Genomic DNA, 24,645 nt, shown 5'->3' on the forward strand with positions numbered 1-24,645 from the left:
CAGCTTGGCGCCTGTGGCCCGAATCCTGCTGGAGCACGGGGCGGGATGCGCCTACGCTGAAGCTTCGGCACGTGGGTCCGGGCGTGCGGATTCGGGACAGGTTTCATGGCGCAGGACGATCAAATCAAGATACGACTTCTCGAAGTTTTCGACGCGGTCATGCAGACCGGGCGGCTTACCGCTGCGGCCGCGTATCTCGGAATTTCTCAGCCCGCAGTCTCGGCCTCGATTCAGAGGTTGGAGAAACAGCTGGGGTGCATCTTGTTCGAACGCGAAGGCAGATATCTAAGGCCGACACCCACTGCTGAGAATTTGGCGCGCGCGGTGCGGCCCGTTTTTTCGGCGATGGCAGGTCTCACCGAAGACGTGAAACGGTTCGCGACGGTCGGCGTGGCACATCTTCGCATCGCCGCCACGCCCTCGCTTGGCCATGGTGTCGCGCTTGAGGCGCTCAGGGAACTGCGTCGGCGCCATGAGGAACTGAGAATCGAAATTACGGTCTGTGCCGACGATCAGGTCTTTCAGGTGGTGGAACTGGGTCAGGCCGATCTCGGGATCGTATTGGGTGCGACCGGTGAAACGGAGCTCAATCGCACGCTCTTGCCGCCAACGCATCTGGTGGCTGTCATCCCCCGAGATCATGCGCTGACGAAACATGCCACGCTTGGCCCTGCTGAACTGGTCAAGGAGGATCTGATCGACGCGGGCAAGGTGATCTCTCCACTGGTGGCCGGGTCGTTCGCGCGACAGGGCGTGATCTATGCCCCGCAGTTCGAGGCCCATCAATCACAGACCGCGTGCGCAATGGCGGGAGCAGGGCTTGGCGTGACGGTTGTCGATGTTTTCGCTGCCGAACTTCACGCGTCCAAAGACAGTGTGATTCGTCGCTTCTATCCGCCCACACGGTTCACGAATACCGTGCTCACCCCTGCGTCTGTCTCTGACGCGAAGGCCCGGATTCTGGCTGAATATACCCGCGCGCTGCATACCGCGACCGAGCATATGCCATTCCTCGCGCATCAGCACCGATCATCCATATATAACTGAAAATTTGATTCAAATACTTTTATTTATATATAGATTTGGCCAAGATGCCTGAGATTTTACCACAGTAAAACAATTACTTAGAATGGCAGGTTCTCAAAGTAAAATGCTGCCTTTCCACCTTTGATGCGACATTGACCGGGGCAGGTGACTTGCGCCTAGACTGATGGTGAACGCTCTGATCACGCAGGAGGCATCCATGTCGGCATCGCAAGGAACGGCGCAAATGGCGCTCACCGGGGGGCGCATCTGGCTAGGCCGTGATCATGGCTGGGCGGAAGCGATCGCTCTTGCGGACGGCAAGGTTTTGGCCAGTGGATCGGATGCAGACATCCAGAGGCTGGTCGGCGATGAGACAAAGGTTGTCGATCTCAGGGGGCGGCTCGCCACCCCCGGCCTTAACGACGTTCACATGCATCTTCTGCCCTACGGCACGGCCATGGCTGAAGTTGATCTGCGCCCGAACGCAGCGCCGACGATTGCCGCTGTGAAAACCGCACTCAGTGATCGCGCCGCGACCGAACCGAAGGGCGAATGGATCGTTGGGCGGGGCTACGATCACTTCGCCTTCGACGAAAAGAGACACCCGACCCGCAAGGAGCTTGACGAGGCATGCCCGGATCATCCGGTCTATATCGTACGGACCGACGGGCACCTCGCGGTTGCCAATTCTCGGGCATTCGAACTGGCGGGGATCACCGCCGACACGCCCTCACCCGAGGGGGGCTTGATCGAAAAGAAGAACGGAGAGCTTACGGGCCTCGTGGCCGAAACGGGGCGTGAGAAAATCATGGAGGTCATGCCCGACAAAGCCGTTGACGAGCTTGTCGACTCGATCATTCGCGGTGGTGAGGACCTTCTGTCCTATGGAATTACGTCCTGCATGGATGCGGCCATCGGTATCCGCGATGGCTGGACCGAAATGGAAGCTTACCAGAAATGCCATGCGTCGGGCCGTATGCCACTCAGGGTTTATGGCACGCTCATGGGGGACAAGACCCGCAGCATCCTGCCGCGATGCATGGATGAGGGTCTGACCACCGGCACGGGTGACGACATGTTCCGCATCGGTCCCGTCAAAATCTTTACCGACGGGAGCGCGGGTGGACGGACCGCCGCCATGAAACAGCCCTATATGGGGGGCGGAGCGGACGACACCGGTTTTCTGTGCATTCCCGATCAGGCCGAGCTGAACGCAATGGTGCTTGAGGCACACAAGGCGGGCTACCAGATGGCCATCCACGCCATTGGCGATGCCGCCATCGAAGAGGTGCTTACCGCATACGAGGCCGCGCAAGCCGCTGATCCGGCCCCGGACCGGCGCCACCGGATCGAACATTGCGGTTGGCTGAGCGGTGATCACATGGAGCGAATGCAGAAGATGCATGTCCTTCCCGTGCCACAGCCCTCGTTTCTTTACTATTTCGGTGATCTCTACCTGACTCTGCTGGAAAAAGAGCGCGTGGCCGCCTCGCACCCGATGCGCCGCTGGCTTGATGCCGGGCTGCACCCTTCGGCCTCGACCGACTGTCCGGTAACCGAGATCGCGCCGATGCCTGTCATCTACAACATGGTCACGCGCAAGACCCGGCAGGGCACTGTCATCGGCGCGGATCAGGCCCTCAGCATGGACGAGGCGTTGCATGCCTACACATGGGCCAGCGCCTATGCGACCCACGAAGAGAAGATCAAGGGCACGCTTGCAGTTGGACAGTTGGCCGACATCGCCGTGTTCGATCGCAACCTTTTTGAGATCGACCCCGAAGAGATTGTCGATACGCGCTGCGATATGACCATTCTCAACGGCCAAATCGTATATGAGCGTGGCTGAGACATGATCGACACGGCTGTCAGACGCCTGCTGCAATCCATCCCGGTCCTGATCGGGGTGCTGATCCTCGGGTTTCTTCTGATACAGCTTTCGCCCGGCGATCCGGCGCGCGTCTTTGCGGGTGCCATGGCCCCGCCTGAGGTGGTGGAACAAATCCGCGAGCAGATGGGGCTTGATCGCCCGATGCTGGTGCAGTTCTGGCCCTATCTGGAACGTGTTCTTCAGGGCGATCTGGGCCGCTCCTTCATTTCCAACAAGACCGTGGCGAGTGAACTTGGGCGGCCATTGTTCCGACGCTCGAGTTGATGTTCGCCTATCTTGTCTGGTCCATACCGCTAAAGCGTTTCGCGAAAAACCTGAATCACAGATTTTCGCGAAACGCATCGCGACATTCAGGCGTTGCACGCGTTTCGCGGTTCGCTGATGTCTCAGGTTAAAGGCGAAACGCTTTAGGCATCGCGATGGGCACGCTGGGTGCGGTCTGGCGCGGCTCGTTCCTCGACAGGGCGATCATGGCGTTTTCTGTTGCGGGTGTGTCCCTGCCGATCTTCTTCATTTGCCTTCTGCTTATCCAGCTTCTCGGCGTGAAATGGCAGCTTTTCCCGTTTATCGGGCGGGGCGACCCGCTCTGGACACTCGAGGATCTGCGCCATATCGCGCTTCCGGCGCTGTCATTGGGGCTTATCTTTATCGGGCCTGTCGCCCGGATGACCCGGTCAAGCGTGCTTGAGGTGCTTAAGCTGGACCATGTGCGCACGGCGCGCTCCAAAGGGCTCAAAGAACGGCGTGTGATTATAAAACACGCGCTGCGCAATGCTTTGTTGCCGGTTATCACGCGTGTCGGTCTTCAGGCGGGATACCTTCTCGACGGTGCGGTCGTGACCGAGACGATTTTTTCCTATCCCGGCATCGGCCGTCTTTCGGTTGGTGCGATCCTTTCGGCAGACTACCCACTGGCACAGGGGTGCATTCTTGTGCTCGCCTTGGCCTTTATCATCATCAACATGATCGTGGACATGCTCTATGCGCTCCTCGATCCACGGGTGCAGGGCAAATGACGATACCGGCGGATATCGAAAACACGCCGCCTCGGCGGCAAGCTTGGTGGCGGGCCCTGATGCGCGATCCGTCGGCGGCGGTCTCGATGATCGTTCTGGCGCTGTTTGTGCTGGGGGCGATGCTGGCACCCTTGATCGCGCCACACGATCCGTTCGAAGGCACCCGAAGTGTGATGCAGCCGCCGGTATGGGCGGAGCGCGGCGACTGGACCTATATTCTCGGCACGGACGGGCAGGGCCGCGACATTCTGAGCCGCCTGCTCTATGGCACCCGCCTCACCCTTCTGATCGGGCTGCTTTCCGTTGGCATCGGCGGGTTCATCGGCTCGCTTCTGGGGCTTCTCTCGGCGTTCTATCCGAGGCTTTCGCCCTTTGTCATGCGGTTTGCCGATGTCATGCTGTCGTTCCCGGCGATCCTTCTGGGCCTTGCCCTTGTGGCAATATTTGGGCCCGGTGCGCTTCCTGTCATCATCGCGCTTTCGATTGCCACGGTGCCTGATAGTGCGCGCATCGCGCGCTCCATCGCGCTAAGCGTGATGCAACAGGAATACATCGAGGCGGGCCGCGCCATCGGGCTGTCGGACACAGCGGTCTTTACCCGATATCTCGTGCGGAATTCGATTTCGGCCATCATGATCTTCATGAGCCTTCGTTTTGGCCAGATCATCCTGATCGGCGCCGCGCTCAGCTTCTTGGGGCTTGGCGCATGTCCGCCGGCGGCGGAACTGGGCATGATGGCCTCGCAGGGGCGCGATTTCATCCTGTTCGCCCCGCACATCGCCTTCATTCCGTCGCTTACAATTTTCATCATCGTGCTCGCGGCCAACATCACCGGCGATGCGCTTCGCGATGTCCTTGATCCGCGCATGCGATCCTGACTTCACCAAGCCCTGAATAAATGGGCGACAATCCAACGGAGGAAGTATAATGAAACACCCCTCGAAATCACCCGGACGGCTGCTTTTGGCCGGTCTGGTTGCCGCATTGCCGTTTGGCGGTATGGCCGCGGCACAAGAGATCACTATCGTCCGCGAAGTCGACAGCAACAACTACGACCCGCAGAAATCGGTGGCCCGCGCTGCGGCCGAAGGGCTGTTCATGATGGGCGACACACTTGTTTCGCTTGAACCGGACATGCAGACCGTTTCGGATGGGCTCGCGCATAAGTGGGACGTTTCGGAAGATGGTCGCACCTACACGTTCCACCTGAAGGATGGCGTTACCTTTTGCGACGGGAAAGAGATGACCGCTGAAGACGTCGTCTATTCCATAAAACGCTGGGTCGATCCCGAAACGAAATCGCCGGTGGCCTGGCGTGCGGGTGACGTCAAGGATGTAGTGGCGTTGGACGACAAAACCGTCGAGTATCAGCTGGAAGAGCCATTTTCGGAACTGCTCTATCAGCTCACCCAAAGCTTTGGCACGATCGTCGACAAGGACAATGTCGAGGCGCTAGGCGAAGATTTTGGCATCAGTGGCTTCAACGGGACCGGCCCCTATTGCTGGGAAAGCTGGACGCCCCGGGACAAGCTGGTGATGACGCGCCACGAAGGCTATGACTGGGGCCCGTCGTTCTATGACAACGATGGCGCGCCGCACATGGCCAAGATCACGTGGCAGGTTGTCCCCGAAGAGAATACCCGCACAGTTGCGCTTCTCACCGGGCAAAGCCAAGTGACGCAATATATCCCCGCCATCGCCATCGACCAGATGGATCAAGCCCCAAGCGTCGAGGTGCAGCGCTCCGACGAAGCGTTCTGGACGTATTTCATGGGGTTCAAGATCAACAAGGAAAGCGTGTCAGACCCTGTTGCGCGTGCGGCCATGAACCTTGCCGTGAACCAGGAGGCGCTGGCCGAGGATTTGATGTTCGGCAAGGTCGAGCCAGCCTATAGCTACGTAAGTCAGGGCGCGCTCGACTGGAACGAGGATCTTGATGACGACCTTCTCCGGTATGATCCCGAGCGGGCCAAAAAGATGCTGGACGAGGCCGGCTGGAAGGTCGGCGAGGACGGCGTCCGCGAAAAGGACGGCATAAAGCTTCAGCCCACGGCCTATGTTTTTGCCGGGTCGACATGGCAGAAAGTGTCTGAGTTCGTGCAGGCCGAGTTGCTCAAGGTCGGCATTGATCTGGAAATTCAGGCCTTCGACGCCACGGTCGCTTGGGGCAAACTTGCGACACAGGAGTTCGACGTCTTCGGGATGAGCTTTCCCTATGTCTCTTCGGGCGATGCGCTTAACCTCTACTTCCGGTCCGAAAACATGCCGACGCCCAATCGCATGAACTGGGACGATGAAGAAACGGACATGCTTCTCGACAAGGGCAAGACCGCGCTTGACGATGAAACGCGCGCCGACGCTTACGGCGAGGTTCTGAAAAAAGTGCATGAGGCCGCCGTATGGCTGCCCCTCTATCATGAGCCGATGTTCATCACCCACACCGCCGAGATGGAGCCGGTCGTGCCGCACAACAACTACGGTGCCGGTCTCTACAAAGGGCTGGATCTCAAGTTCAAGGAATAAAGCCTTGGGCGACCGGACCGGCCGGTGCATTCCGGCCGGTCCGATTTTCTATTATCTCGACAGGAGCGATCGACATGACGGGAACAACAGTCATCCGCAACGCGAGCTGGGTCATCGCATGGGACGCGGATAGCGGCCGCCACACCTATCTCAATGATGCCGATGTCGCCTTCGAGGGCGATCGCATCATCAGCATCGGCGGCACCTACGAGGGAGAGGTCGAGCGCGAAATCGATGGGCGTGGCCGGTTTGTTTCTCCGGGGCTGGTGAACATCCATTCCCACCCTCTCTCCGAACCGATGAACAAAGGATTTCTGGACGAGCTTGGAAGCCCCCGGCTCTACATGTCCTCGCTCTACGAATTCATGCCGCTCTTTCGTCCCGATGAAGAGGGCACCAAAGCCTGCACCGAAGTCGCGCTATCGGAGTTGTTGTTGTCGGGGGTGACCACACTCACCGACCTGTCCGTCCCGTATGATGCTTGGATCGACCTGTTGGACCGGTCGGGCATCCGAGCGGTGCTTGCGCCGATGTATCGGTCGGCGCGGTGGTTCACCAAGAATGGCCACGTGGTCGAATACGAATGGGATGAGGACGCGGGCCGTGAGGCGATGGCCAAGGCGATGTCCGTCATCGACGAGGCGAACGCGCATCCCTCGGGGCGACTCTCGGGTATGGTTTCGCCGTCGCAGATAGACACCTGTTCGGCAGACCTGATCCGCGACAGTTTTGATGAGGCCCAATCGCGCGGCATCAAGTTTCAGATCCATGCCGCGCAGTCTGTGGTGGAGTTCCACGAGATCACACGCCGTCATGGGCTTACACCGCTTGAGTGGCTCGATGATCTGGGCGTTCTGAAACCGGGGGCCATCATCGGCCATGGTATCTTCCTCAACAGTCATTCTTCGGTTCACTGGCCCGAAGCCGACGATTTCGGCCTTCTGAGGGATAGCGGTGCGGCGGTGGCCCATTGTCCGACCGTGTTTCAACGGCGTGGCATCGCGATGCAAAGCGTGGGCCGCTATATCCGTAGTGGCATTCCCGTGGGGCTCGGCACCGATACCTATCCGCATAACATGCTCGAAGAGATGCGCAACGCGCTCTATAATTCACGGCTCATGTCGGGCAATCCGTTCGATCTCCGCACCCATCATATCTTTGATGCTGCAACAGTTGGCGGTGCGTCGATCCTTGGGAGGGATGATATCGGGCGACTTGCCAAAGGGGCCAAGGCCGACCTGTTCATCGCGGACATCACCCATCCCGCGATGCGCCCGTTGCGCGATCCCATTCGCTCGCTTGTCTATGTGGCCGCAGAGCGCGCGGTCCGCGATGTCTTCGTAGATGGGCGGCAGGTCGTCTCCGACGGCAAGGTCGAGGCCTTCGATCTTGACGACGCCACGGCCCGCCTCGAAGAGGCACAGCGCCGCGCCGAGGATAAGTTCCAAAAGCTGGACTTTGCCGACCGCACGCATCTTGAGGCATCGCCGCTGGTTTACGAGGCTGGCACATGAGTGACCTGCTGTCGGTGAAAGATCTCCGCGTGGGCTTTCGCGATGGGCCGCGCATCATGCGCGCGGTAGACGGCGTCAGCTTCTCGGTGGATCGGGGGCGCACTCTGGGTGTGGTGGGGGAATCCGGGTGCGGAAAATCCATTGCCATGCTCGCGATCATGGGCCTCGTGCCTCAGCCTCCCGGCGTCATTCAGGGGGGCGCGATCACCTTTGACGGACAGAACCTTCTGGATCTGTCCGAAAATCAGATGCGCAGCTTGAAGGGCGGGCGCATCGGTATGATTTTCCAAGAGCCGATGACCAGCCTGAACCCGGTTTACACCTGCGGCGATCAGATCATGGAGAGCTTGCGTGCCCATAATTACAAGGGCGATATGCGGGCGCGCGCGATCGAGTTGCTGGATCTGGTGGGCCTGCCGTCCCCTGCGGAACGCGTGGATGACTATCCCCACCAGCTTTCGGGCGGACAACGTCAGAGGGTGATGATCGCCATGGCGCTGGCCAACGATCCCGAACTACTAATTGCGGACGAACCCACAACTGCGCTCGATGTTACGATTCAGGCCCAGATACTCGACCTCATTCGCGAGTTGCAGAAAAAGACGGGCATGGCCGTGATACTCGTCACCCACGACCTTGGGGTTGTGGCTGAAACCTGTGATGACGTGGTGGTGGTGTATGCCGGCGCGGTGGTCGAACGCGCCTCGACCGACGAACTGTTCGAGAACCCGCAACACCCCTATACGATCGGTCTCATGGCCGCCGTGCCCCGCATCGACGACAAAGCAGAAAGTCTTGCCACCATTCCCGGCACGCTGCCGCCCCCGTGGCAAAAGATCACTGGTTGTCGCTTTGCTCCGCGTTGTCCGCTGGCCGATGATCGTTGCCGCCGCGAAGAACCTCCGCTCGATCCAGTGGGCGGGTCGGGACATCTCGCAGCCTGCTGGTATGCGCCCATCGACGAAACGGAGGTCTCATGAGCGATCCGGTCCTCAAAGTGGAAAACCTGACCAAGCACTATCCCGTTCACCGCGGCATTCTGCGCCGACAGATCGGCAGCGTTCAGGCGATGACAGATGTGAGCTTCGAGGTGGCCCGCGGTGAGACCCTCGCGGTGGTTGGAGAGTCGGGCTGCGGCAAATCCACCATGGGCCGCACCGTTCTGCGCCTGATCGAGCCGACGTCGGGACGGATTTCCCTCGAAGGTCAGAATGTGACCGACATGCCCCGGCCTGAACTGCGCGAGATGCGGCGCCGGATGCAGATCATTTTTCAGGACCCCTATGGCTCGCTCAATCCACGTATGACGGTGCGCGAAACACTGGCCGAACCACTTCTGCTTCATGGGGTGACCGACAGGGCCGGGCTTGATGACCGCATTGACGAGGTTCTGTCGCTGTCGGGGTTGTCGAGTTTTCATGCGGAACGCTATCCGCACGAATTTTCCGGTGGTCAGCGTCAGCGTGTTGGCATTGCCCGGGCCCTAGCGACTCGTCCCGGCCTTATCGTCTGTGACGAACCTGTTTCGGCGCTTGATGTGTCCTTGCAGGCACAGATCGTGAACTTGCTCCAGAAACTACAGCGGGACTTTGGGCTGGCCTATGTCTTCATCAGCCATGACCTGTCGGTGGTGCGCCACATCGCCGATCGCGTCGCGGTGATGTATCTCGGGCGCTTTGTCGAGCAGGCCCCTGTCGAGACACTCTTTTCGCGCCCGCTACACCCTTATACACGCTCTCTCATAAAGAGGGTGCCGCTACCCGACCCGACCCGGATACGTGACGAGACACCGGCGCGCGGTGATGTGCCGAGCGCGCTGTCGCCGCCGTCGGGATGCGCCTTCCATCCGCGCTGTCCGATGGCGACCGACCTGTGCAAGGAGGTTCGGCCCGAGTCTCGCGCCATCGGGGAGACCTTTGTCGCTTGCCACCATGCCGAACAGCAACTGGAGGCGCGCGTGGTCGCACCGGTCGAACGCAAAACGCTGGCTCGGCGGTTGGCTGTGCTTGAAAAGGCAGGCAAAATCGCGCAAACGCCCACAAATACAAAAAATCATAAAGCGGGGAACACGCGATGAATGGCGCCGAAAGCTTGTTGAAAAGTCTGCATTCGGCCGGTGTCGAAGTCTGTTTCGCCAATCCCGGAACCTCGGAGATGCAGTTTGTCGACGCGCTTGACCGAACGGGTCTCATGCGGTGTGTTCTGGGCCTTTTCGAAGGCGTGGTGAGCGGCGCAGCCGATGGCTATGCGCGCATGGCCAAAAAACCGGCCGCGACGCTTCTACATCTGGCACCCGGTCTGGCGAATGCGGGGGCGAACCTTCATAACGCGCGTAAGGCGCGGACACCGATGCTGAACATCGTGGGTGATCACGCACGCCGGCACTTGCGCTATGAAGCGCCTCTGACTGCCGACGTTCCGGGGACGGCGGCGGCCTTTTCCGATTGGGTGCGCACCGTTCAGAGCACGGAAACCATTGCTGGCGACGCCATGGATGCGCTGGCCGCCGCGTGGGGGCATCCGGGCCAGATATCAACGCTTATCGTGCCGGCGGATATCGGATGGGAACCTGTGAGCGGGGTCGAGCCGGTGGACCGTGCCAAGGCCCGCGCGCCCCGCAAGATCGACCAAGACATGCTGCGTCGTGCCGCCTCGTCGCTTGGGCCCGATGCGGTGATCCTCTGCGGTGGAAACGTGCTCGAATCCCCCGAGTCCATGGCGCTTCTGGCCGGGATCGCTGAGGCCACGCAATCCAAGCTCTTCGCGTCTGGCCCCCTGCGTCGCATGGAGCGAGGCAATGGCCGCCACGATCTGCCGCGCGTGCCTTATCCGGTGGACGATGCGCTTGCCGCCCTGTCGGGCTTTCGCCGCGCCATTCTGGTCGAGGCTCTGCCGCCGGTCGCGTTTTTCGCCTATCCCGACAGGCCGAGTCTTTTGCTCCCTGAGGACTGTGAGACCATACCACTTGCCGATTTCGATCAGGACGGGCCGGCGGCGATCGAAGCTTTGGCCGATCTTGTCGGCACCAAAGCATCTCCGCCCAGAGCCGCCGCGCGGTGTGAGCCACCCGCAGCCGGGCCGATGGACGATACGCATATTTCGACGGCCATCGCCGCCGCCATGCCCGAGAACGCCATTGTTATCGACGAACGTCTGACAAGCGCCACACAGGCCATGCCGCTTTCGGCGGGTGGCCCCCCCATTTCGTGGCTTTCAATCACGGGTGGCGCGATTGGTATCGGCGTGCCGCTTGCCACTGGCGCCGCCGTGGCCTGTCCGGACCGTCCCGTCGTGGCGCTTCAGGCTGATGGCTCTTCGCTATACACGATACAGGCGCTGTGGTCGCAGGCGCGCGAAAACCTCAATGTCACAACGATCATCTTCGCGAATCGCGGCTATCAGATTCTCAAACAAGAGCTCTACAAGGTTGGGCAGAACCCGGGGCCGGGTGCGCTCGATATGCTCGAACTGGACCGCCCCGAGTTGGATTTCGTAAGTCTGGCCAAGGGCATGGGCGTGCCCGGAAAACGGATCACCTGCCCGGCAGAACTTTATCGAATGATCATCGACGCCTCAAAGGAGCCGGGGCCGTTCCTGATTGAGGCTGTGCTCTGAATCACTGGCTCCGAGGGTGCCACCCGGGTGCGCTCTGCTCAAGTGGCCGCACCTTTCCAGATCGAGCGAAGCTGATCGGGAAGCGATATCGGGTCGAACGGCTTGGTGATCACGTCAGCATTGAAGTCAGACTTGAGCTTCTCGACATCAAGGTTCGACGCCTTTGCGGTCACGAACACAACGGGTGTATTGGCAAAAGCCGCGTTCTCACGAAGTTTCGCGACGCTTTCGCGCCCGTCCATTCCGGGCATCATGACATCCATGAGAAACATGTCCGGGGCGAAACCCTCGGCGCTGTCTACTGCCTCGGCGCCGTCATGGCATTGAAGAATTTCAAAACCACCCACCATTTCGAGCGACATCTTGGCGATTTCGCGGATATCGGGGTCGTCCTCGGCATGCAGAATCTTTTTCAGCTCACTCATCGCACTCAACTTCCGGATGTTAATGACATTGGACATAATGCTAACATGCTTCTCCGGGGCGGCCTATGATTTTAGACAATAATCTCAGCTATTTTGCTCATGCGGCCTGGCGTCGTTCGCTGCGTCCACCAAGCTCGTCTTCTCCGGCCATGGGCAGCATGACATAGAAGGTTGTGCCCTCTCCGAGCTTGGTGTCGAAATGCACCGTTCCATCGTGTATTTCGAGGATCGCCCGCACGATCGTAAGCCCTAGGCCAGTGCTGTTTATCTTGCCCTGAGCGGGAAGATCAGATTGCGTAAAGGAGTCAAACAGGGTGGCGTGTGCCTCCTCGGGGATACCCGGACCGCTATCGGCCACTGAGATGCATATGTTATGATCAACCGCTGAAACGCCGATTTCAACCGTCGCGCCCTCGTCCGAATATTTCGCGGCGTTTGACAGAAGGTTTGCAAGCACCTGAAGAAGACGACCGCGATCACCATCGACCAGCATCGGCAACTCTGGCGCTTCATAGTGGAAATCAACGCCAAGGCCCGCAGCATATTCTCGGTCATTCAGGATCGCCTCAGACACGAGATCGCGCGTATCGATGCGTTCAATTGTCATGTCCATCTTTCCGGCCTCAAGCTTATTGAGGTCCAGAATATCGTTGACCAACCTCAGGAGACGTTCGCAGTTTTTCTCGGCGATGCCCAGCATCGAAAGGACACCCGGTTCAAGTTTGCCCAAGGTGCCCGCCGTCAAAAGCTGAACCGCGCCCTTGATCGATGTAAGCGGTGTGCGAAGTTCGTGCGTCATCATCGAGACAAAGCTCTTCCTGCTTTCCTCGGCCATCTTCTGTTCGGAAATGTCGCGCAGAACCACGATACAGGAGTCCCGCCGGTCCTCGGCCTCGATGATCTGCACGGTCGCGTTCATCGGGATCCCTCCGGAACACGCTTCGAACCGGGTCGTGGTTTCGGTTTCGTGTGACAGGGCACCGGTGCGCGCGACAAGGTCCGCTTCGGTCATGTTGTCGAGGATATCAGTAAGCTTGCGGCGGCGATACGTGGCTTCGCTCCAACCATGACGCTTTACCGCGGCGCCGTTCATGTAACTCAGGCGAAGGGTTTTGGCATCAAAGATCAGCACGTCTTCGGGCAGAAGCTCCAGACAGCGAGTGAGCTGTTTTTCCCGCTCGCTCCTGCGCTGTTCTGTCATGTCGGTGGCCAGGTAAATGGTCTTGAGGTGACGACCGAACGCGTCGTGCATGGGAATGGCCGTGGTGTGAAAGATGCAGGCCGCGCCCTTGCGATTCATAACCTTGACGTCACCGTTCCAGATGTCTCCGGCGCGCGCGCGACGCAGGCTGTCTTCGATCGGCGCGTCCTGCTCTTTGTGTAAAAGCGAGCGAAGCGGTTTGCCTTCTATCTCTGCGGGACGATACGCGAGCACCTCGGTGAAATTGCGATTCACCGAAAGGATCTGACCCTTGGGATCGGTCGTTACGACCATCGCATGCTTGTCCAGTGCCTGTTCACGGAACGCGAGTTCAAGTTCCTGACCTTCGATGATTTTTTCGCGAAGGCGAACCGTTTCAAGGCCGCGTCGATACGCGATCAGGAGAAGGCCGGCCAATAGAAAGAACACACTTGCTTGAAGCATTTGCGGCACATTGAGGCTGGCGGCGAGTGCCCAATCCGAACCTGTCATCGCAAAAATCAGGTAGCCAAATCCGGAAAGACCGCCAATTGAAATTATGGAAAAACCGAATAGTCTGCTCATCTTTATCACCTGCCAACGCCAAACTCGAAGAATGCTTCGATTTGCTTAATTCCGCGTTGCTATACAGAAGCTCTAACGCCGGATGACGGTGGCAGTTTGGAAAGACTGAGGCTAAATTAAGGCAGGCTCTCTTGTGAGTTGTGTGGCTCAGGCGGCTTGTGACGCTTTGACCGAGGTTTTGGGCGGGTCCGCCTTTGACGCGGCAGGCAGCGTGAAGCGGAATGTGCTGCCTTTCTCGACCTCGCTTTCAATGGAAAGCTGGCCACCCTGCAGTTCGACAAGTCGGCGCGAAATTGTCAGGCCAAGGCCGGTGCCGCCCTTCTTGCGTGTTACCGATGAATCGGCTTGGCGGAACTGTTCAAAGATCACCTGTTGGCATTCGGGAGCGATTCCACAGCCGGTATCTGACACGTGGATTGCGACATCCTCGCCCTCTGCCCTGGCATGAATCGTAATGTTCCCGTCATCGGTAAACTTGAGGGCATTGCCCACGAGGTTGATCAAAATTTGCCGCAGGCGAAGTTCATCCGCGATGACGCGTTCGCCATGAGTGTCCAGCCTGAGTTCGAGGGATTTCTCCTCTGCGGCCTGCGAAAATTGAGTCGCGACCGAGGCTACCATGTCATCCAATGCAATTTCGGTCGGCTCCATGTCGAGTTTGCCCGCATCAATCTTGGCAAGGTCAAGCATCTCGTTGATCAGTTCGAGCAGGTGCTTGCCCGATTCCTTCATACGCACGGCATACCCGGAGACTTCGGTTTTGATCGCAGCGAGGTGTTTGCTCGCGGTGGCCGGTGTCAGGGTGCCGTCCTGTGCTTTGGTCTCGAGGGCACTGACCGAGGCCAGAAGATCGGGTTTCGCCAGAAATGCATTATACCCAAGGATAACCGTCAGCGGTGTGCGAAGTTCGTGGCTCATCACGTTGAGGAATTCGGTTTTAGCTACGCTAGCGGCCTCGGCATCGCGCATGGCGTTGTAAAGATCCGAGATGTCGGTCCCCACGCCGCGATAACCGGCGAACTCTCCGTTCTCATCAAAGATGGGCGCTCCGCTGACGCGAATCCAAGTGCTGTTGCTTTTGGAGCCACTTGCCCGATAGACGAATTCGCGGAAAGGTTCACGCGCTTCGAGCTTCGCGGCAAGCCAGTCCCAATCGGCGCTTTCCATGGTTTTGGGGAGGGTTTCATAGACCTCGAGCCGGGTCTTGCCGATCATGTGCTGAGAGGGTTTGCCCATAAGGCGATCAAACCCTTCGGACACGAAAGTGAAGCGTAGATCCTTGTCCTGCTCCCAGAACCAATCATCGCTGATCTTGGCCACGTCCATGAACCGTTGGGTCGCTGCGTCGCGCTCTCCGAGCGCCGCGCGAAGCTGATTGTTGGTTGCCTTGAGCGCGGCCTCTTTTTCTTTGAGTTCGGTTATGTCGACGCGGATGCCGACGCGGCTGCCATCGCTGATGGGTTGATTTATCGACCGCACCCACCGACCGTTTGCCAGCGGATATTCCCATTCATATTCAGGCCCGGCGAGGCGCTCGGAAAGCTCCTGAAGCCATTCGTCTTCGCGACCGACCGCTTCAGGGTATTCGCCATGCGCAAGGCCATATTCCAGCATCTCGCGGGAGGTCGCGCCAATTTTCACTGCCGGTGCGGTTTTTTCATACAGCTTGCAGTAAGTTTCGTTGAACATCTCAAGCTTTCCGTCGCTCCCGAAAAGCCAGAAGCCCGCAGGCAGTGCGTTGATGGCATCGCGAAGCCGGCGTTCCGCCTTCTCGGCGCGCAACCGGCTCTCGATCTGCTCGGTGATGTCAATCCGCAGCCCTACCCGGCCGCCGCTCGGCGTCGCGCGTTCGAGAATACGAAGGTAACGTCCGTTATCAAGCGCCTGTTCGATCGTCGTGTTGGCGGCGCGGTGCGCTGCCATGCGCTCGGCCAGCCAGGCATGTTCGCGACCGATCGCATCGGGATATTGTCCCCGCTCAAGCCCAAAGCGCAAAATCTCTTCGAACGTCGAGCCCGGTGCCATCACTTCGGCGCTCTTGTGATAGATTTCCTTGTATCTGTCGTTGCAGAGAACAAGGCGATCATCTGCATCGAAAAGGGCAAATCCGTCAGGAAGCGTCTCGACCGCCATCATGAGTTGAACCTTGGCCTCTTTGGCAAGGCTTTCGGCGGCCTCGGCGCGGCGATGCGCCTCGACCTGCCTCGTGACATCTATCCGAAGGCCGACGCGCCCCCCTTGTGGCGTCTGCTTCTCATATATCCTGACCCAGCGGTCATCGTTGAAGGCGATGGTGAAATCATGGCCTTCCTCGGGTGGTTTCTTGAGTTGTTTGGCCAGCCATTCCTCTTCTTGACCGATCGCATCAGGAAACTGACCCCGTTCAATCCCAAGCCGCAATATGTCTTCGAATTTTGCCCCCGGCTTGATGGCCTTCGCGCATTTGTCATGCATCTGAGCATATCGGTGGTTGCTCAGGATCACTCGATTGTCCGCGTCAAGAAGAACGAACCCATCAGCAAGGCTGTCGATCGCGGTCTTCAAATGCACCTGTGCGGCGGTGCTGTCCTGCTTGTGCTTGCGAAGTATGAGCACGAGACCGATCGCGGATCCGAAAAGGATGAATAGCCCGCTGTAAAGCAACCAAGGCACCTGATACGCGGCACCCCATCCTGCCGCGGGCTTGACCCCGATCACGACGTTCATGTTGTGCATGCGCCACCTCTCGGTCAAAGGCTCGACCCCGATCAGGTCTTTATCTCCGACGACATGCGCAAGATTTGGAGACGCGAGCATGGCATCATATCCGCGTGAGCCATTTCGGGTTTCCGTCATCGAAAGGGCCTCTTCGAACACAGCGTTCGCATTCAGGACAACGGCGACCGACATAAAGTTTTCGGTATCTGAAGGGCCCACAGGCATGCGTAGGATGATGCCAAGTTGTTCCTGCAAAAGGGGGGTGGGCCCCTGAATTTCGGTTTTACCGGTGCGGCCAAGCCGCTCGAGCACTTCGCGCTGCGCCTCCATCTCGCCCACATCCCGTCCGACCAGTTCGCGGTTTTCATCATAGGGGTAGACATATCGGATGATCGAACCCTCGATCGCGGCGAGATTTACGATTGAATCGTCTGCCATCGCGAACCGCGCCGCCAAACGCGAGAATTCTGGCTGGTCGATGTCGGTGTTAAGTTCGAGCGCCGTCGCGAGACCGCGCGCGCGAAGCTCGTGATCAACAAGTGACATGGTCAGGTGAGCTTGCAAATCAGCAAGAAATTCCCCGGCCTCGGCCTGCTCAACGCGCTCGAATGTTCGCTGTCGAAAGGTATCGACCGTATAGATGGCCATGATCACCGCAAGCGTTATGAGCGCGCCCGTGATGAAACGTGTGCGACGTGTCCGTCCGAGCATATTCGTGGGGTGTGGCCTACTGCTCAATTTCTGCTCTTTTTTACCACCCTAGCTTGCGTGAAATGTCAGGCAATCATTTTCAACAAGCGATGGCCGCAAGCAGATAAATGTGGCTCACAGGTCACGAAACAAGTGTTTCCTCGAGTTTATCCATAAGAGCTTCCACCTCGACGATGGCGGGTTGAAGCGATGGCGTGGAACAGTTTTTCGCAATTGCCTCGTTCCAGCGCTCTTCGGTGTTTCTCGCCGCCTCTCCGACGTCATGAAATCCCAAGGTCGGGGCAAGCCCCGCGATCTTGTGGGCCGACGCACTGATTGCGCTTGCGGCCACGAGAACGTTGGTGCCGTGCCTCACTTCGATCAGGGCACCCTCGAGATGAAGAATGCGCGTCTCCACCTCGTCGAGAAACTTCGCTCGGAGCGCCTGAATCGCTTGGTGCATCTCAGCAGGCATGGCTGACGCGTCGGACTCAGCTCGCATGGCGCTTCGCGGGCATTGTGCCGCGCGCCGGTGCAGAGGTCGGATTCGATGCGGCACGGGCATCGTCTATGGCTCTATAAATCAGGTCGGTCGCGTCGCCGAAATGAACAAGGCGCGGCATCTGGGCCTTGCCGATGCTCACCAAGGGCAAGCTCACGTCATCCCCGAGCAACGCATTGAGACCCCGCGCGATCCGGTCGTTGATCTGCAACGCAAGCTCCTCCGGGTCGGCATTGCGTGTTCTGGACCTGATGCAACAGAAGTCGCCCTTTCCGGCATAGGACAAAAGGGATTCGCAATCGTGCAACACATCTGAAATTGCCTGCGCGACCTCTCCGAGAATGTCCATGAATTCGGCACCACCCGTCTCGGCGAAAATGCGTTCGACGTTCTTGATGTGAATGCCGACCGTGGCGTTCGAATAAAGGTGCAGTTTGCCGAGGCGCAGAAGATAGTTCTCCATGCTCGACAGTGCGATGACCCCGTCGACCTCTTCAAGAAGGATGGGGGCCGCAAAATCGACTTTGGCCTGCGGGCCCCGCGATGCATCTCCAAGCTGACGCAACAGCATCGAACTGTTGACCCGCTCCGCGACAAGATTTTCCACCATGCCCATGCGCGCCTCAAGCTCGACCCGGTCGATCGGCTTGTTGACATAGTCATTGGCGCCGGCCCGAAAGGCTTCGTCGACATAGGATTTCTCGGTCATTGCGGTGATCATCACGATCGGCGTCACCGCGTATTCGGGATGCGCCCGAATTCGCCCACAAAGCTCGATGCCGTCCATACCGGGCATTTTGATATCCAGCAGGCAACAATCGAACGGTGATGTCTCACTGGCGATTGCATCAAGCGCGGCTTGTGCTGTGGTGCATGTACGCACGTCCGCATAGCCCAGAGACCCGAGATATTTCGACATCAGTTCCAGGAAAAGCGGCTCGTCATCAACGACCAGTAGTTTCATGTTTTGCCTCACTCAGATTCGCTGGAGTCGATCGCCGGCTCCGCACCTTTTGGTTGAATGAGCTTGATCCCGCGAATGTGGCGACAAAATGGTTTTTGTTGATCATTCGCGCGAAATTTGCGGCATTTTGCATTTCAGATGCGCAAGAGGCCGGGCAACCCCGTATCTGTGCAGGCAAGTTCAGGAACATGCCCGAACAGGATCAATACAGGGTGGCCCCTTGTGGGCGCCGAGAGGGCCCGTTGCCATGTTTCACCCGAGTCCCGGCGCAATCGCGCACCAAGATTCTTTCTGCGTGGAACCTGAAGCAGAATGGTGCCGGTGATAGGACTCGAACCTACGACCCCATCATTACGAATGACGTGCTCTACCAGCTGAGCTACACCGGCGTCCGGGCCTGCGTTTATAACGGGATTATGTGCGGCGCAAGAGAGGTGTTGCGCGAAATGTCGCGGTGGGCGCACCGTTCTGTCATAACCAAAAAGGATAACAGATTTCTGGATCAGCGATTGAGGTTATATCGCGAGGCTTTCAAAATTTTCCGATGCGGTGGCCAGTCGTTCTTGCTCAGGGCTGATAAACGGAGTGAAATGATGCGAAGGCCGGATGTTATGCGGCGTAGCGACCGCCGCACCGCGAATTCAGACCCGAGGGAGGATCGCAATGGCACGTTTGAGCGCATTCAATTTCCAGACATGGATCGATGAGCATAAGCATTTGCTCAAGCCACCCGTGGGAAATCAGCAGATTTGGGAAGACGCCGACATGATGGTGACGGTGGTCGGCGGCCCCAACAAGCGCACGGATTATCATGACGATCCGGTCGAGGAGTTCTTCTATCAACTCAAGGGTGATATGCTTCTCAAGCTTTATGACGGTGAGGAGTTTTATGATGTGCCCATACGGGAGGGTGACATCTTTCTCCTGCCACCGCATGTGCGTCATTCGCCACAGCGCCCGCAGGAAGGGTCAATCGGTCTGGTGATCGAGCCGAAACGGCAACAGGGACAGCTTGACGCGATCGAATGGTATTGCTTCGAATGCGGAGAGCGGGTTCATCGTGCTGAAATGCAGCTCAAGTCCATCGTTGACGATCTGCCGCCGGTCTATCAGAAATTCTATGCATCCGAAGAGGACCGGACCTGCCCCAACTGTCAGACCGTCCACCCCGGCAAGGAGCCGCCGGAGGGCTGGGTCAAACTTTGATGGCGGGACACGAATAAACGATAACCGATAACAGGGAGCCACGAATGAACATGTATATCAAAAGCCTGATGGGCGCCGCCGCGACAATGATGGCGATCGGTGGAGGGGCCACCGCGACCATGGCCAAGGAGTTTCGCCTTGGCCTGATCACGCCTCCGCCGCATATCTGGACCAAGGCCGCCGAGGCGTTTGGTGCCGAACTCTCCGAAAAGAGCGACGGCGCGCACGAAGTCACCGTTTTTCCGGCACGACAGCTCGGCAATGAAGCCGAGATGCTTCAGCAGTTGCAGACAGGCGCGCTTGACATGGCGTTCATGACCGTCGCCGAGGTCTCGAACCGTGCGCCTGATCTTGGCGCGTTCTATGCGCCTTACCTTGCCGAAGATATCGCCCATGCGGGCCGCATCCTGCGCACCGATACAGCGCGTGGGTTGCTTGACGATCTGCCGGGCAAGGTGGGTGTCGTGGGCGTGGGCTATGGAATGGCCGGTCTGCGCCAGATCGTGAGCCGCGATCCGGTTGCCACCGCCGAAGACCTTCAGGGTAAGAAACTCAGGATCACGCCATTCGACCCGATCCTTGATTTCTATAACGCGCTGGGTGCGGCGCCCACCCCGATGCCGCTTCCGGCGGTCTATGACGCGTTGGCCAACGGTCAGGTGGATGCGATCGACATGGACGCCGAGTTGATCTGGAAGCTGAAATACTACGAGCATGCCGACACGGTTGTGCAATCGAATCACATGATGTTCCCGATGGTCGGCCTTGTGTCGGCAAAGGTCTGGAAGGGCATGTCAGACGACGATCGCGCCATGGTGGCCGACCTGATGGCCAAGCATGTGGACAGCAGCATCGACAGCTATGTCGAGAAGGATGAAGCGTGGCTCAAGCAGGTGGAAGAGACCGGCACGAACTATATTGTCGTGGGCGCCGATTTCTTTGGCGACGCCATTTCCGAATGGAACGCCACATGGTCCGAGAAGTCATCTGCCCTTGACGATCTGCGTGCAGCCGCCGAAGAAACGAAGTAACACCTAAAGGGGCATGACCGACATCGGGGCGCGTGCGGTCAAGCGCGCGCCCCGGTTCGCATTCGGGGAGGACGCATGCTGAAATGCATATCAGCGGGCTGGGCCAGGATCGAACTGGCGGTGGCCGCGTGCCTCGCGCTTGGCGTGACGCTTCTTATTCTTCTCAATGTGGTCACGCGGTCTTGGGGGGCCGCTCTTTACTGGGTGGATGAGCTGGCGATCTACACGATGGTCTGGATGACCTTTCTGGGTGCGTCCGCCGCGATCCATTATGGCAACGCGGTGGCTATCACGATCCTGACCGACGTGCTGCCGCCTGCGCTCAAGTGGGGTGCGGCCAAGCTTGTCGATCTGATCATATTCGCCTTTGCCCTGTTCCTTCTCTGGTTCTGCTGGCGCTGGTTCGCGCCGCTCAGCCTTGTGCGGGCAGGGTTCGATGTAAGCGCGTTTCAGGCAGAAACCTTCAATTTCATCTATGCCGAACCGACGCTCACTCTACGGATTCCGAAATACCTTGTATGGTTGGTCATGTGGCTGTTCGCGCTTGGGGCGACCTTGCACAGCTTGGCGCATCTACTGGATTTCTCATCCGAGCGCGAGGCGCCCGAAACCCCATGACTCCCTTCATTTTCGCCTTCAAGCTTCTCATCGCAGTGCCTGTTGCCATCGTTCTGGCGATGACGTCCATCTGGTACATCTGGGAAAGCGACAATGTTGTGCTCTATGACAGTTTCGCGCAGAAGATGTTCGCGGGAATCGAAAATTACGGCCTACTGGCAATCCCGCTTTTCATGCTGACCGGTGAGCTGATGAACGAAGGGGGCATGACCAAGCGCCTCATCGATGCGGCCCGTGTCTTTGTTGGCGGCTTCCGGGGTGGGCTGGCTTATATCAATCTTCTGGCCAACATGTTCATGGCGGCCATCATCGGATCGGCCCCCGCACAGATTGCCGTGATGTCGCGCGCCATGGTGCCCACGATGGAGAAAGAAGGATATGACCGCGGTTTCGCGGCGGCGAGCACAGCGGCAGGCGGGCTTCTGGCGCCGGTGATCCCGCCTTCGATGATCTTTGTCATCTACGGCGTGCTGGCGCAGGTGCCGATCGGGGACATGTTCCTTGCCGGAATCGTTCCGGGCCTCATCCTTGTGGTGATGTTCGCAACGGTGATCACTCTTATAGGGCTCAAACAGGATTTTCCGCGCGGAACGTGGATGCGGCCCACCGAGGCAGGTATGGCGCTTCTGCGGTGTTTGCCGGCTGCGTTGATTCCGCTGGCGATTATCGGTGGCATTCTGTTCGGGATCGCCACCCCGACGGAGTCGGCTGCTGTCGCCTCGCTCATCGCGTTTCTGGTAGGCTGGCTCGTTTATCGTGAACTTGATCCCAAAAGCCTGTTCAGCATTTTTCAACGCACGGCGATCAACGCGTCGATGATTATTTTCATGATCGCGGCCGCCAGCGTTTTTGGCTGGGTCGTGATCTATGAGGCCTTGCCTCAGAAATTGGCCGCTCTGATCACGGCCATCACCGACAATCCTTTTCTGTTTCTGCTGATCGTGAACCTCATTTTGCTTTTTGTCGGGATGTTGATCGACGGGATCGCGGCTGTGATCCTGATCACGCCAATCTTGTTGCCCATTGCGATGAATTCCTATGATATCAGCCCGTTTCAGTTTGGAGTGGTGATCTGCCTCAACCTCGTTCTGGGTCTTTTGACGCCACCGGTGGGGATCGGTCTCTATATTGCGGCGTCGATGGGCGATACCTCGGCGGGGCGCATCCTTCGGTCGCTCTGGCCGTTCCTCATCGCGGTGGCCGTGGTTTTGGTGATGCTAAGCTACTTTCCCAGCTTGTCGCTCGCCCTGATCTGAAGTGGATGCCCTAAAGCGACCCGGCCACCTCTCTCAGCGCATCCAGAAGCACGAGACCGGCTGGCGAGAGGCGCTCTTTGCCGCGATAGGAAACGCCGACAGGCCCGGCGCCGAAAGGGAGCCGAAAGGGAAGCCGGCAGAGCAAACCTTGCGCCACGTCCCGCGCGGGCACATGCGCTGGCATGAGCCCGATCAGTGACCCTTCTGCCAAAAGCGCACGATTGGTGAGATAGGAAACGGATTCAACCGTGACCGGAGGGTGATATTGTTCCTCGTCTAGGAAATACCGATCGACTTGCCGGCGCAGTGTGGTTTCGATCGGTGGCAGAATCCAACCGAAATCCCGCATATCATCGAAGGTCAGTTCAGCCGCATTGGCAAGCGGGTGGATAGACCCGACCAGAAGCGTGATTTCCTCTTCGTAAAGCGCGATCTGATCAAGCTCCTGCCTGTGGCGATGGGCGGGCAGGCGCCCCACGACAAGATCAATTTCGCCTGCTCGAAGGGCCGGCATCAAGACTTCGTTCGTCCCCTCGACCACCTTGATCATGACATTTGGTCGCTTGGCCAGAACCCGCGCAATGGCCATCGGCAGCAAATGCGACGAGGCCGCGAGAAGTGTGCCAACGACGACCCGTCCGCTGGTGCCTTCGGTCAGATCGTCGAGTTCTTGCGCCGCATTTGAAATCTGGGCGAAGATCAGCTTGCCGTGACGGATCAGCGCCTCGCCATAAATCGTGGGAACCACGCCCCGGTTCGTCCGGTCGAACAGGCGCACCTCAAAATCGAGTTCGAGATCCTTGATCATTTTGGTCGCCGCAGGTTGGCTCACGTTGAGTTCACGGGCCGCGGCCTGAATGTTGCCGGTGCGCCCGACGGCCACCAGAAGGCGCAACTGCCTGAGCTTGAGCCGGGTCAGCGCGCGCTCGACGATGCGGCTGTGACGGGCGGGCATCCTCTCAGAACCCTATGGTCGTGCGCTGATCCAGTATCGCCGCGAGGGTGCTCATCGCTGCGAGTGCCGAACTGCGCGGATTGTCGGGCAGAGCCTTGCCTGCAATGGAGAAACGCATTTCGCCGAAGGCGCCTGCCGCCTCGATCTCGTGGACATTTGCGGTGATGGACGGGTCGGCGATCAGGTCCACCTGCGTGTCCTCAAACCCGAGCGAGGCCAGCGCGACAGCGGCGGCCACGTTCGCGTTCTTGGGATACCGTGTCGCAGCCGCCCCCGCGCTGCCGGAAAAATGCGTGGCGGGTGCGGTAAGCGCACCGAGGTCGAGCATATCTTCGGCGGGAGAGCCGCGCCATCCCGCAGGCGGCTTGCGCCCCACATAGCGCACATGGTCAAGCCCGCCTGTCCGCGCCGCGCGCAGGGCATCCAGCGCACCGATGGCGCCGCTGGCGAGTCGCAAGCGCGCATGCCCCTCACTCGCAGCCTTGGAGAGCGCCGCATACAGCGGCTCGTCTGCCAATGCGCCAAGCGACACGGTGATCACATCGATACCCCGTTCAAGGGCCGGGGGGCCATGATCGCGAAGTCCGGCATGACCGGCGCAATCGACGACAAGGCCGGTATCGGACGGCAGGTCCGAGATGCAGGTGACGCAGGGCGCACAGCGGGTCGCGCCTGTGCGCCCGGAGCGCATGATCAGGGCCACGATTTCGACCGGATGCGCCGCGATGCCCGCTTGAACATAGCGGGAAATCGCACCGTCTCCGATGAGGGCGATCTTCAAGGGAAGGTTCCGGTTAAGTGACATGAGGCAGGTTTACTTCGTAGCAGTGGCTCTGGCTATCCATTTCGGTTATATCCGGTTGCCGACTTTCGATTATGCGCTCATGTGCGGCCCGTGATCAAATGACGAAACGGCATCACCATCCGCGCGGGCAACATGCGATCGTCTAT

21 protein-coding genes and 1 tRNA gene are annotated in these 24,645 nt (G+C 58.9%); 14 read left to right on the forward strand and 8 right to left on the reverse strand.

Going from position 1 to position 24,645, the window contains the following annotated elements:
* Positions 1–105 precede the first annotated feature (105 nt).
* From V8359_RS09005 to V8359_RS09050, 10 genes are all read left to right on the forward strand, one after another.
* Positions 106–1,047: a LysR family transcriptional regulator gene (locus V8359_RS09005; RefSeq protein WP_336428421.1), complete on the forward strand. Its 942-nt coding sequence runs from the start codon at positions 106–108 to the stop codon at positions 1,045–1,047.
* A 196-nt stretch (positions 1,048–1,243) separates the two neighbouring features.
* Positions 1,244–2,875 carry an amidohydrolase gene (locus V8359_RS09010; RefSeq protein ID WP_336428422.1) on the forward strand — a complete coding sequence of 544 codons (1,632 nt, stop codon included), beginning with the start codon at positions 1,244–1,246 and terminating at the stop codon, positions 2,873–2,875.
* A gap of 3 nt (positions 2,876–2,878) precedes the next feature.
* Positions 2,879–3,181, forward strand: a complete 303-nt coding sequence (locus tag V8359_RS09015; RefSeq protein WP_336428423.1) for an ABC transporter permease — start codon at positions 2,879–2,881, stop codon at positions 3,179–3,181.
* Positions 3,182–3,336: 155 nt separating this feature from the next.
* Positions 3,337–3,933, forward strand: coding sequence for an ABC transporter permease (locus tag V8359_RS09020; protein ID WP_336428424.1), 597 nt, complete (start codon positions 3,337–3,339; stop codon positions 3,931–3,933).
* Entirely contained in the window at positions 3,930–4,811 is an 882-nt protein-coding gene (locus V8359_RS09025) for an ABC transporter permease (RefSeq protein ID WP_336428425.1), read from the forward strand. The genes V8359_RS09020 and V8359_RS09025 overlap by 4 nt, the downstream gene beginning before the upstream one ends.
* A 49-nt stretch (positions 4,812–4,860) precedes the next feature.
* Positions 4,861–6,456 (forward strand): ABC transporter substrate-binding protein, encoded by a 1,596-nt coding sequence (locus V8359_RS09030; protein ID WP_336428426.1) that lies wholly within the window; start codon positions 4,861–4,863, stop codon positions 6,454–6,456.
* Between the two features lie 74 nt (positions 6,457–6,530).
* Positions 6,531–7,970, forward strand: a complete 1,440-nt coding sequence (locus V8359_RS09035; protein ID WP_336428427.1) for an amidohydrolase family protein — start codon at positions 6,531–6,533, stop codon at positions 7,968–7,970.
* Entirely contained in the window at positions 7,967–8,950 is a 984-nt protein-coding gene (locus V8359_RS09040; RefSeq protein ID WP_336428428.1) for an ABC transporter ATP-binding protein, read from the forward strand. The genes V8359_RS09035 and V8359_RS09040 overlap by 4 nt, the downstream gene beginning before the upstream one ends.
* Positions 8,947–10,047, forward strand: a complete 1,101-nt coding sequence (locus V8359_RS09045) for an ABC transporter ATP-binding protein (protein ID WP_336428429.1) — start codon at positions 8,947–8,949, stop codon at positions 10,045–10,047. The genes V8359_RS09040 and V8359_RS09045 overlap by 4 nt, the downstream gene beginning before the upstream one ends.
* The gene (locus V8359_RS09050) at positions 10,044–11,585 is read left to right on the forward strand and encodes an acetolactate synthase large subunit (protein ID WP_336428430.1); all 1,542 of its coding nucleotides are present in this window, start codon (positions 10,044–10,046) and stop codon (positions 11,583–11,585) included. Before V8359_RS09045 ends, V8359_RS09050 begins: the two co-directional genes overlap by 4 nt.
* A 38-nt stretch (positions 11,586–11,623) precedes the next feature.
* Here V8359_RS09050 and V8359_RS09055 read toward each other — a convergent pair whose 3' ends face one another.
* From V8359_RS09055 to V8359_RS09080, 6 genes are all read right to left on the reverse strand, one after another.
* On the reverse strand, positions 11,624–12,010 hold the full coding sequence (locus tag V8359_RS09055; RefSeq protein ID WP_336428431.1) for a response regulator: 387 nt from the start codon (positions 12,008–12,010) through the stop codon (positions 11,624–11,626).
* A 97-nt stretch (positions 12,011–12,107) separates the two neighbouring features.
* A complete protein-coding gene (locus V8359_RS09060; protein WP_336428432.1) occupies positions 12,108–13,775 on the reverse strand; it encodes a sensor histidine kinase in 1,668 nt (555 codons plus the stop codon).
* Positions 13,776–13,922: 147 nt separating this feature from the next.
* On the reverse strand, positions 13,923–17,210 hold the full coding sequence (locus V8359_RS09065; RefSeq protein WP_336428433.1) for a PAS-domain containing protein: 3,288 nt from the start codon (positions 17,208–17,210) through the stop codon (positions 13,923–13,925).
* Between the two features lie 94 nt (positions 17,211–17,304).
* Complete coding sequence (locus V8359_RS09070) at positions 17,305–17,637, reverse strand: Hpt domain-containing protein (protein ID WP_336428434.1); 333 nt, start codon at positions 17,635–17,637, stop codon at positions 17,305–17,307.
* 16 nt (positions 17,638–17,653) lie between these two features.
* Complete coding sequence (locus tag V8359_RS09075) at positions 17,654–18,628, reverse strand: response regulator (RefSeq protein WP_336428435.1); 975 nt, start codon at positions 18,626–18,628, stop codon at positions 17,654–17,656.
* 313 nt (positions 18,629–18,941) lie between these two features.
* Positions 18,942–19,017 (reverse strand) — tRNA-Thr (locus V8359_RS09080).
* A 274-nt stretch (positions 19,018–19,291) separates the two neighbouring features.
* Here V8359_RS09080 and V8359_RS09085 point away from each other — a divergent pair.
* The 4 genes from V8359_RS09085 to V8359_RS09100 all read left to right on the forward strand — a co-directional run bounded on the left by V8359_RS09085 (position 19,292) and on the right by V8359_RS09100 (position 22,739).
* Entirely contained in the window at positions 19,292–19,834 is a 543-nt protein-coding gene (locus V8359_RS09085) for a 3-hydroxyanthranilate 3,4-dioxygenase (protein ID WP_336428436.1), read from the forward strand.
* Between the two features lie 44 nt (positions 19,835–19,878).
* Positions 19,879–20,865: a TRAP transporter substrate-binding protein gene (locus V8359_RS09090; protein WP_336428437.1), complete on the forward strand. Its 987-nt coding sequence runs from the start codon at positions 19,879–19,881 to the stop codon at positions 20,863–20,865.
* A gap of 75 nt (positions 20,866–20,940) precedes the next feature.
* Entirely contained in the window at positions 20,941–21,483 is a 543-nt protein-coding gene (locus V8359_RS09095) for a TRAP transporter small permease (protein ID WP_336428438.1), read from the forward strand.
* Positions 21,480–22,739 (forward strand): TRAP transporter large permease, encoded by a 1,260-nt coding sequence (locus V8359_RS09100; protein WP_336428439.1) that lies wholly within the window; start codon positions 21,480–21,482, stop codon positions 22,737–22,739. The genes V8359_RS09095 and V8359_RS09100 overlap by 4 nt, the downstream gene beginning before the upstream one ends.
* 10 nt (positions 22,740–22,749) lie before the next feature.
* Here the strand turns inward: V8359_RS09100 and V8359_RS09105 are convergent, their stop codons facing one another.
* Positions 22,750–23,694, reverse strand: a complete 945-nt coding sequence (locus tag V8359_RS09105; protein WP_336428440.1) for a LysR substrate-binding domain-containing protein — start codon at positions 23,692–23,694, stop codon at positions 22,750–22,752.
* Positions 23,695–23,698: 4 nt separating this feature from the next.
* Positions 23,699–24,475: an aspartate dehydrogenase gene (locus V8359_RS09110; RefSeq protein ID WP_336428441.1), complete on the reverse strand. Its 777-nt coding sequence runs from the start codon at positions 24,473–24,475 to the stop codon at positions 23,699–23,701.
* Positions 24,476–24,645 lie beyond the last annotated feature (170 nt).

Origin of the sequence: Roseovarius sp. E0-M6, assembly GCF_037083845.1 — a bacterium.
GTDB lineage: Bacteria > Pseudomonadota > Alphaproteobacteria > Rhodobacterales > Rhodobacteraceae > Roseovarius.

Coding starts and splice junctions, on each gene's coding strand:
- V8359_RS09035 (WP_336428427.1), top strand. CDS start 6,531: ATGACGGGAACAACAGTCATCCGCAACGCGAGCTGGGTCATCGCATGG.
- V8359_RS09030 (WP_336428426.1), top strand. CDS start 4,861: ATGAAACACCCCTCGAAATCACCCGGACGGCTGCTTTTGGCCGGTCTG.
- V8359_RS09100 (WP_336428439.1), top strand. CDS start 21,480: ATGACTCCCTTCATTTTCGCCTTCAAGCTTCTCATCGCAGTGCCTGTT.
- V8359_RS09075 (WP_336428435.1), bottom strand. CDS start 18,628: ATGAAACTACTGGTCGTTGATGACGAGCCGCTTTTCCTGGAACTGATG.
- V8359_RS09055 (WP_336428431.1), bottom strand. CDS start 12,010: ATGAGTGAGCTGAAAAAGATTCTGCATGCCGAGGACGACCCCGATATC.
- V8359_RS09060 (WP_336428432.1), bottom strand. CDS start 13,775: ATGAGCAGACTATTCGGTTTTTCCATAATTTCAATTGGCGGTCTTTCC.
- V8359_RS09085 (WP_336428436.1), top strand. CDS start 19,292: ATGGCACGTTTGAGCGCATTCAATTTCCAGACATGGATCGATGAGCAT.
- V8359_RS09015 (WP_336428423.1), top strand. CDS start 2,879: ATGATCGACACGGCTGTCAGACGCCTGCTGCAATCCATCCCGGTCCTG.
- V8359_RS09090 (WP_336428437.1), top strand. CDS start 19,879: ATGAACATGTATATCAAAAGCCTGATGGGCGCCGCCGCGACAATGATG.
- V8359_RS09050 (WP_336428430.1), top strand. CDS start 10,044: ATGAATGGCGCCGAAAGCTTGTTGAAAAGTCTGCATTCGGCCGGTGTC.
- V8359_RS09025 (WP_336428425.1), top strand. CDS start 3,930: ATGACGATACCGGCGGATATCGAAAACACGCCGCCTCGGCGGCAAGCT.
- V8359_RS09040 (WP_336428428.1), top strand. CDS start 7,967: ATGAGTGACCTGCTGTCGGTGAAAGATCTCCGCGTGGGCTTTCGCGAT.
- V8359_RS09010 (WP_336428422.1), top strand. CDS start 1,244: ATGTCGGCATCGCAAGGAACGGCGCAAATGGCGCTCACCGGGGGGCGC.
- V8359_RS09045 (WP_336428429.1), top strand. CDS start 8,947: ATGAGCGATCCGGTCCTCAAAGTGGAAAACCTGACCAAGCACTATCCC.
- V8359_RS09095 (WP_336428438.1), top strand. CDS start 20,941: ATGCTGAAATGCATATCAGCGGGCTGGGCCAGGATCGAACTGGCGGTG.
- V8359_RS09020 (WP_336428424.1), top strand. CDS start 3,337: ATGGGCACGCTGGGTGCGGTCTGGCGCGGCTCGTTCCTCGACAGGGCG.
- V8359_RS09070 (WP_336428434.1), bottom strand. CDS start 17,637: ATGCCTGCTGAGATGCACCAAGCGATTCAGGCGCTCCGAGCGAAGTTT.
- V8359_RS09105 (WP_336428440.1), bottom strand. CDS start 23,694: ATGCCCGCCCGTCACAGCCGCATCGTCGAGCGCGCGCTGACCCGGCTC.
- V8359_RS09005 (WP_336428421.1), top strand. CDS start 106: ATGGCGCAGGACGATCAAATCAAGATACGACTTCTCGAAGTTTTCGAC.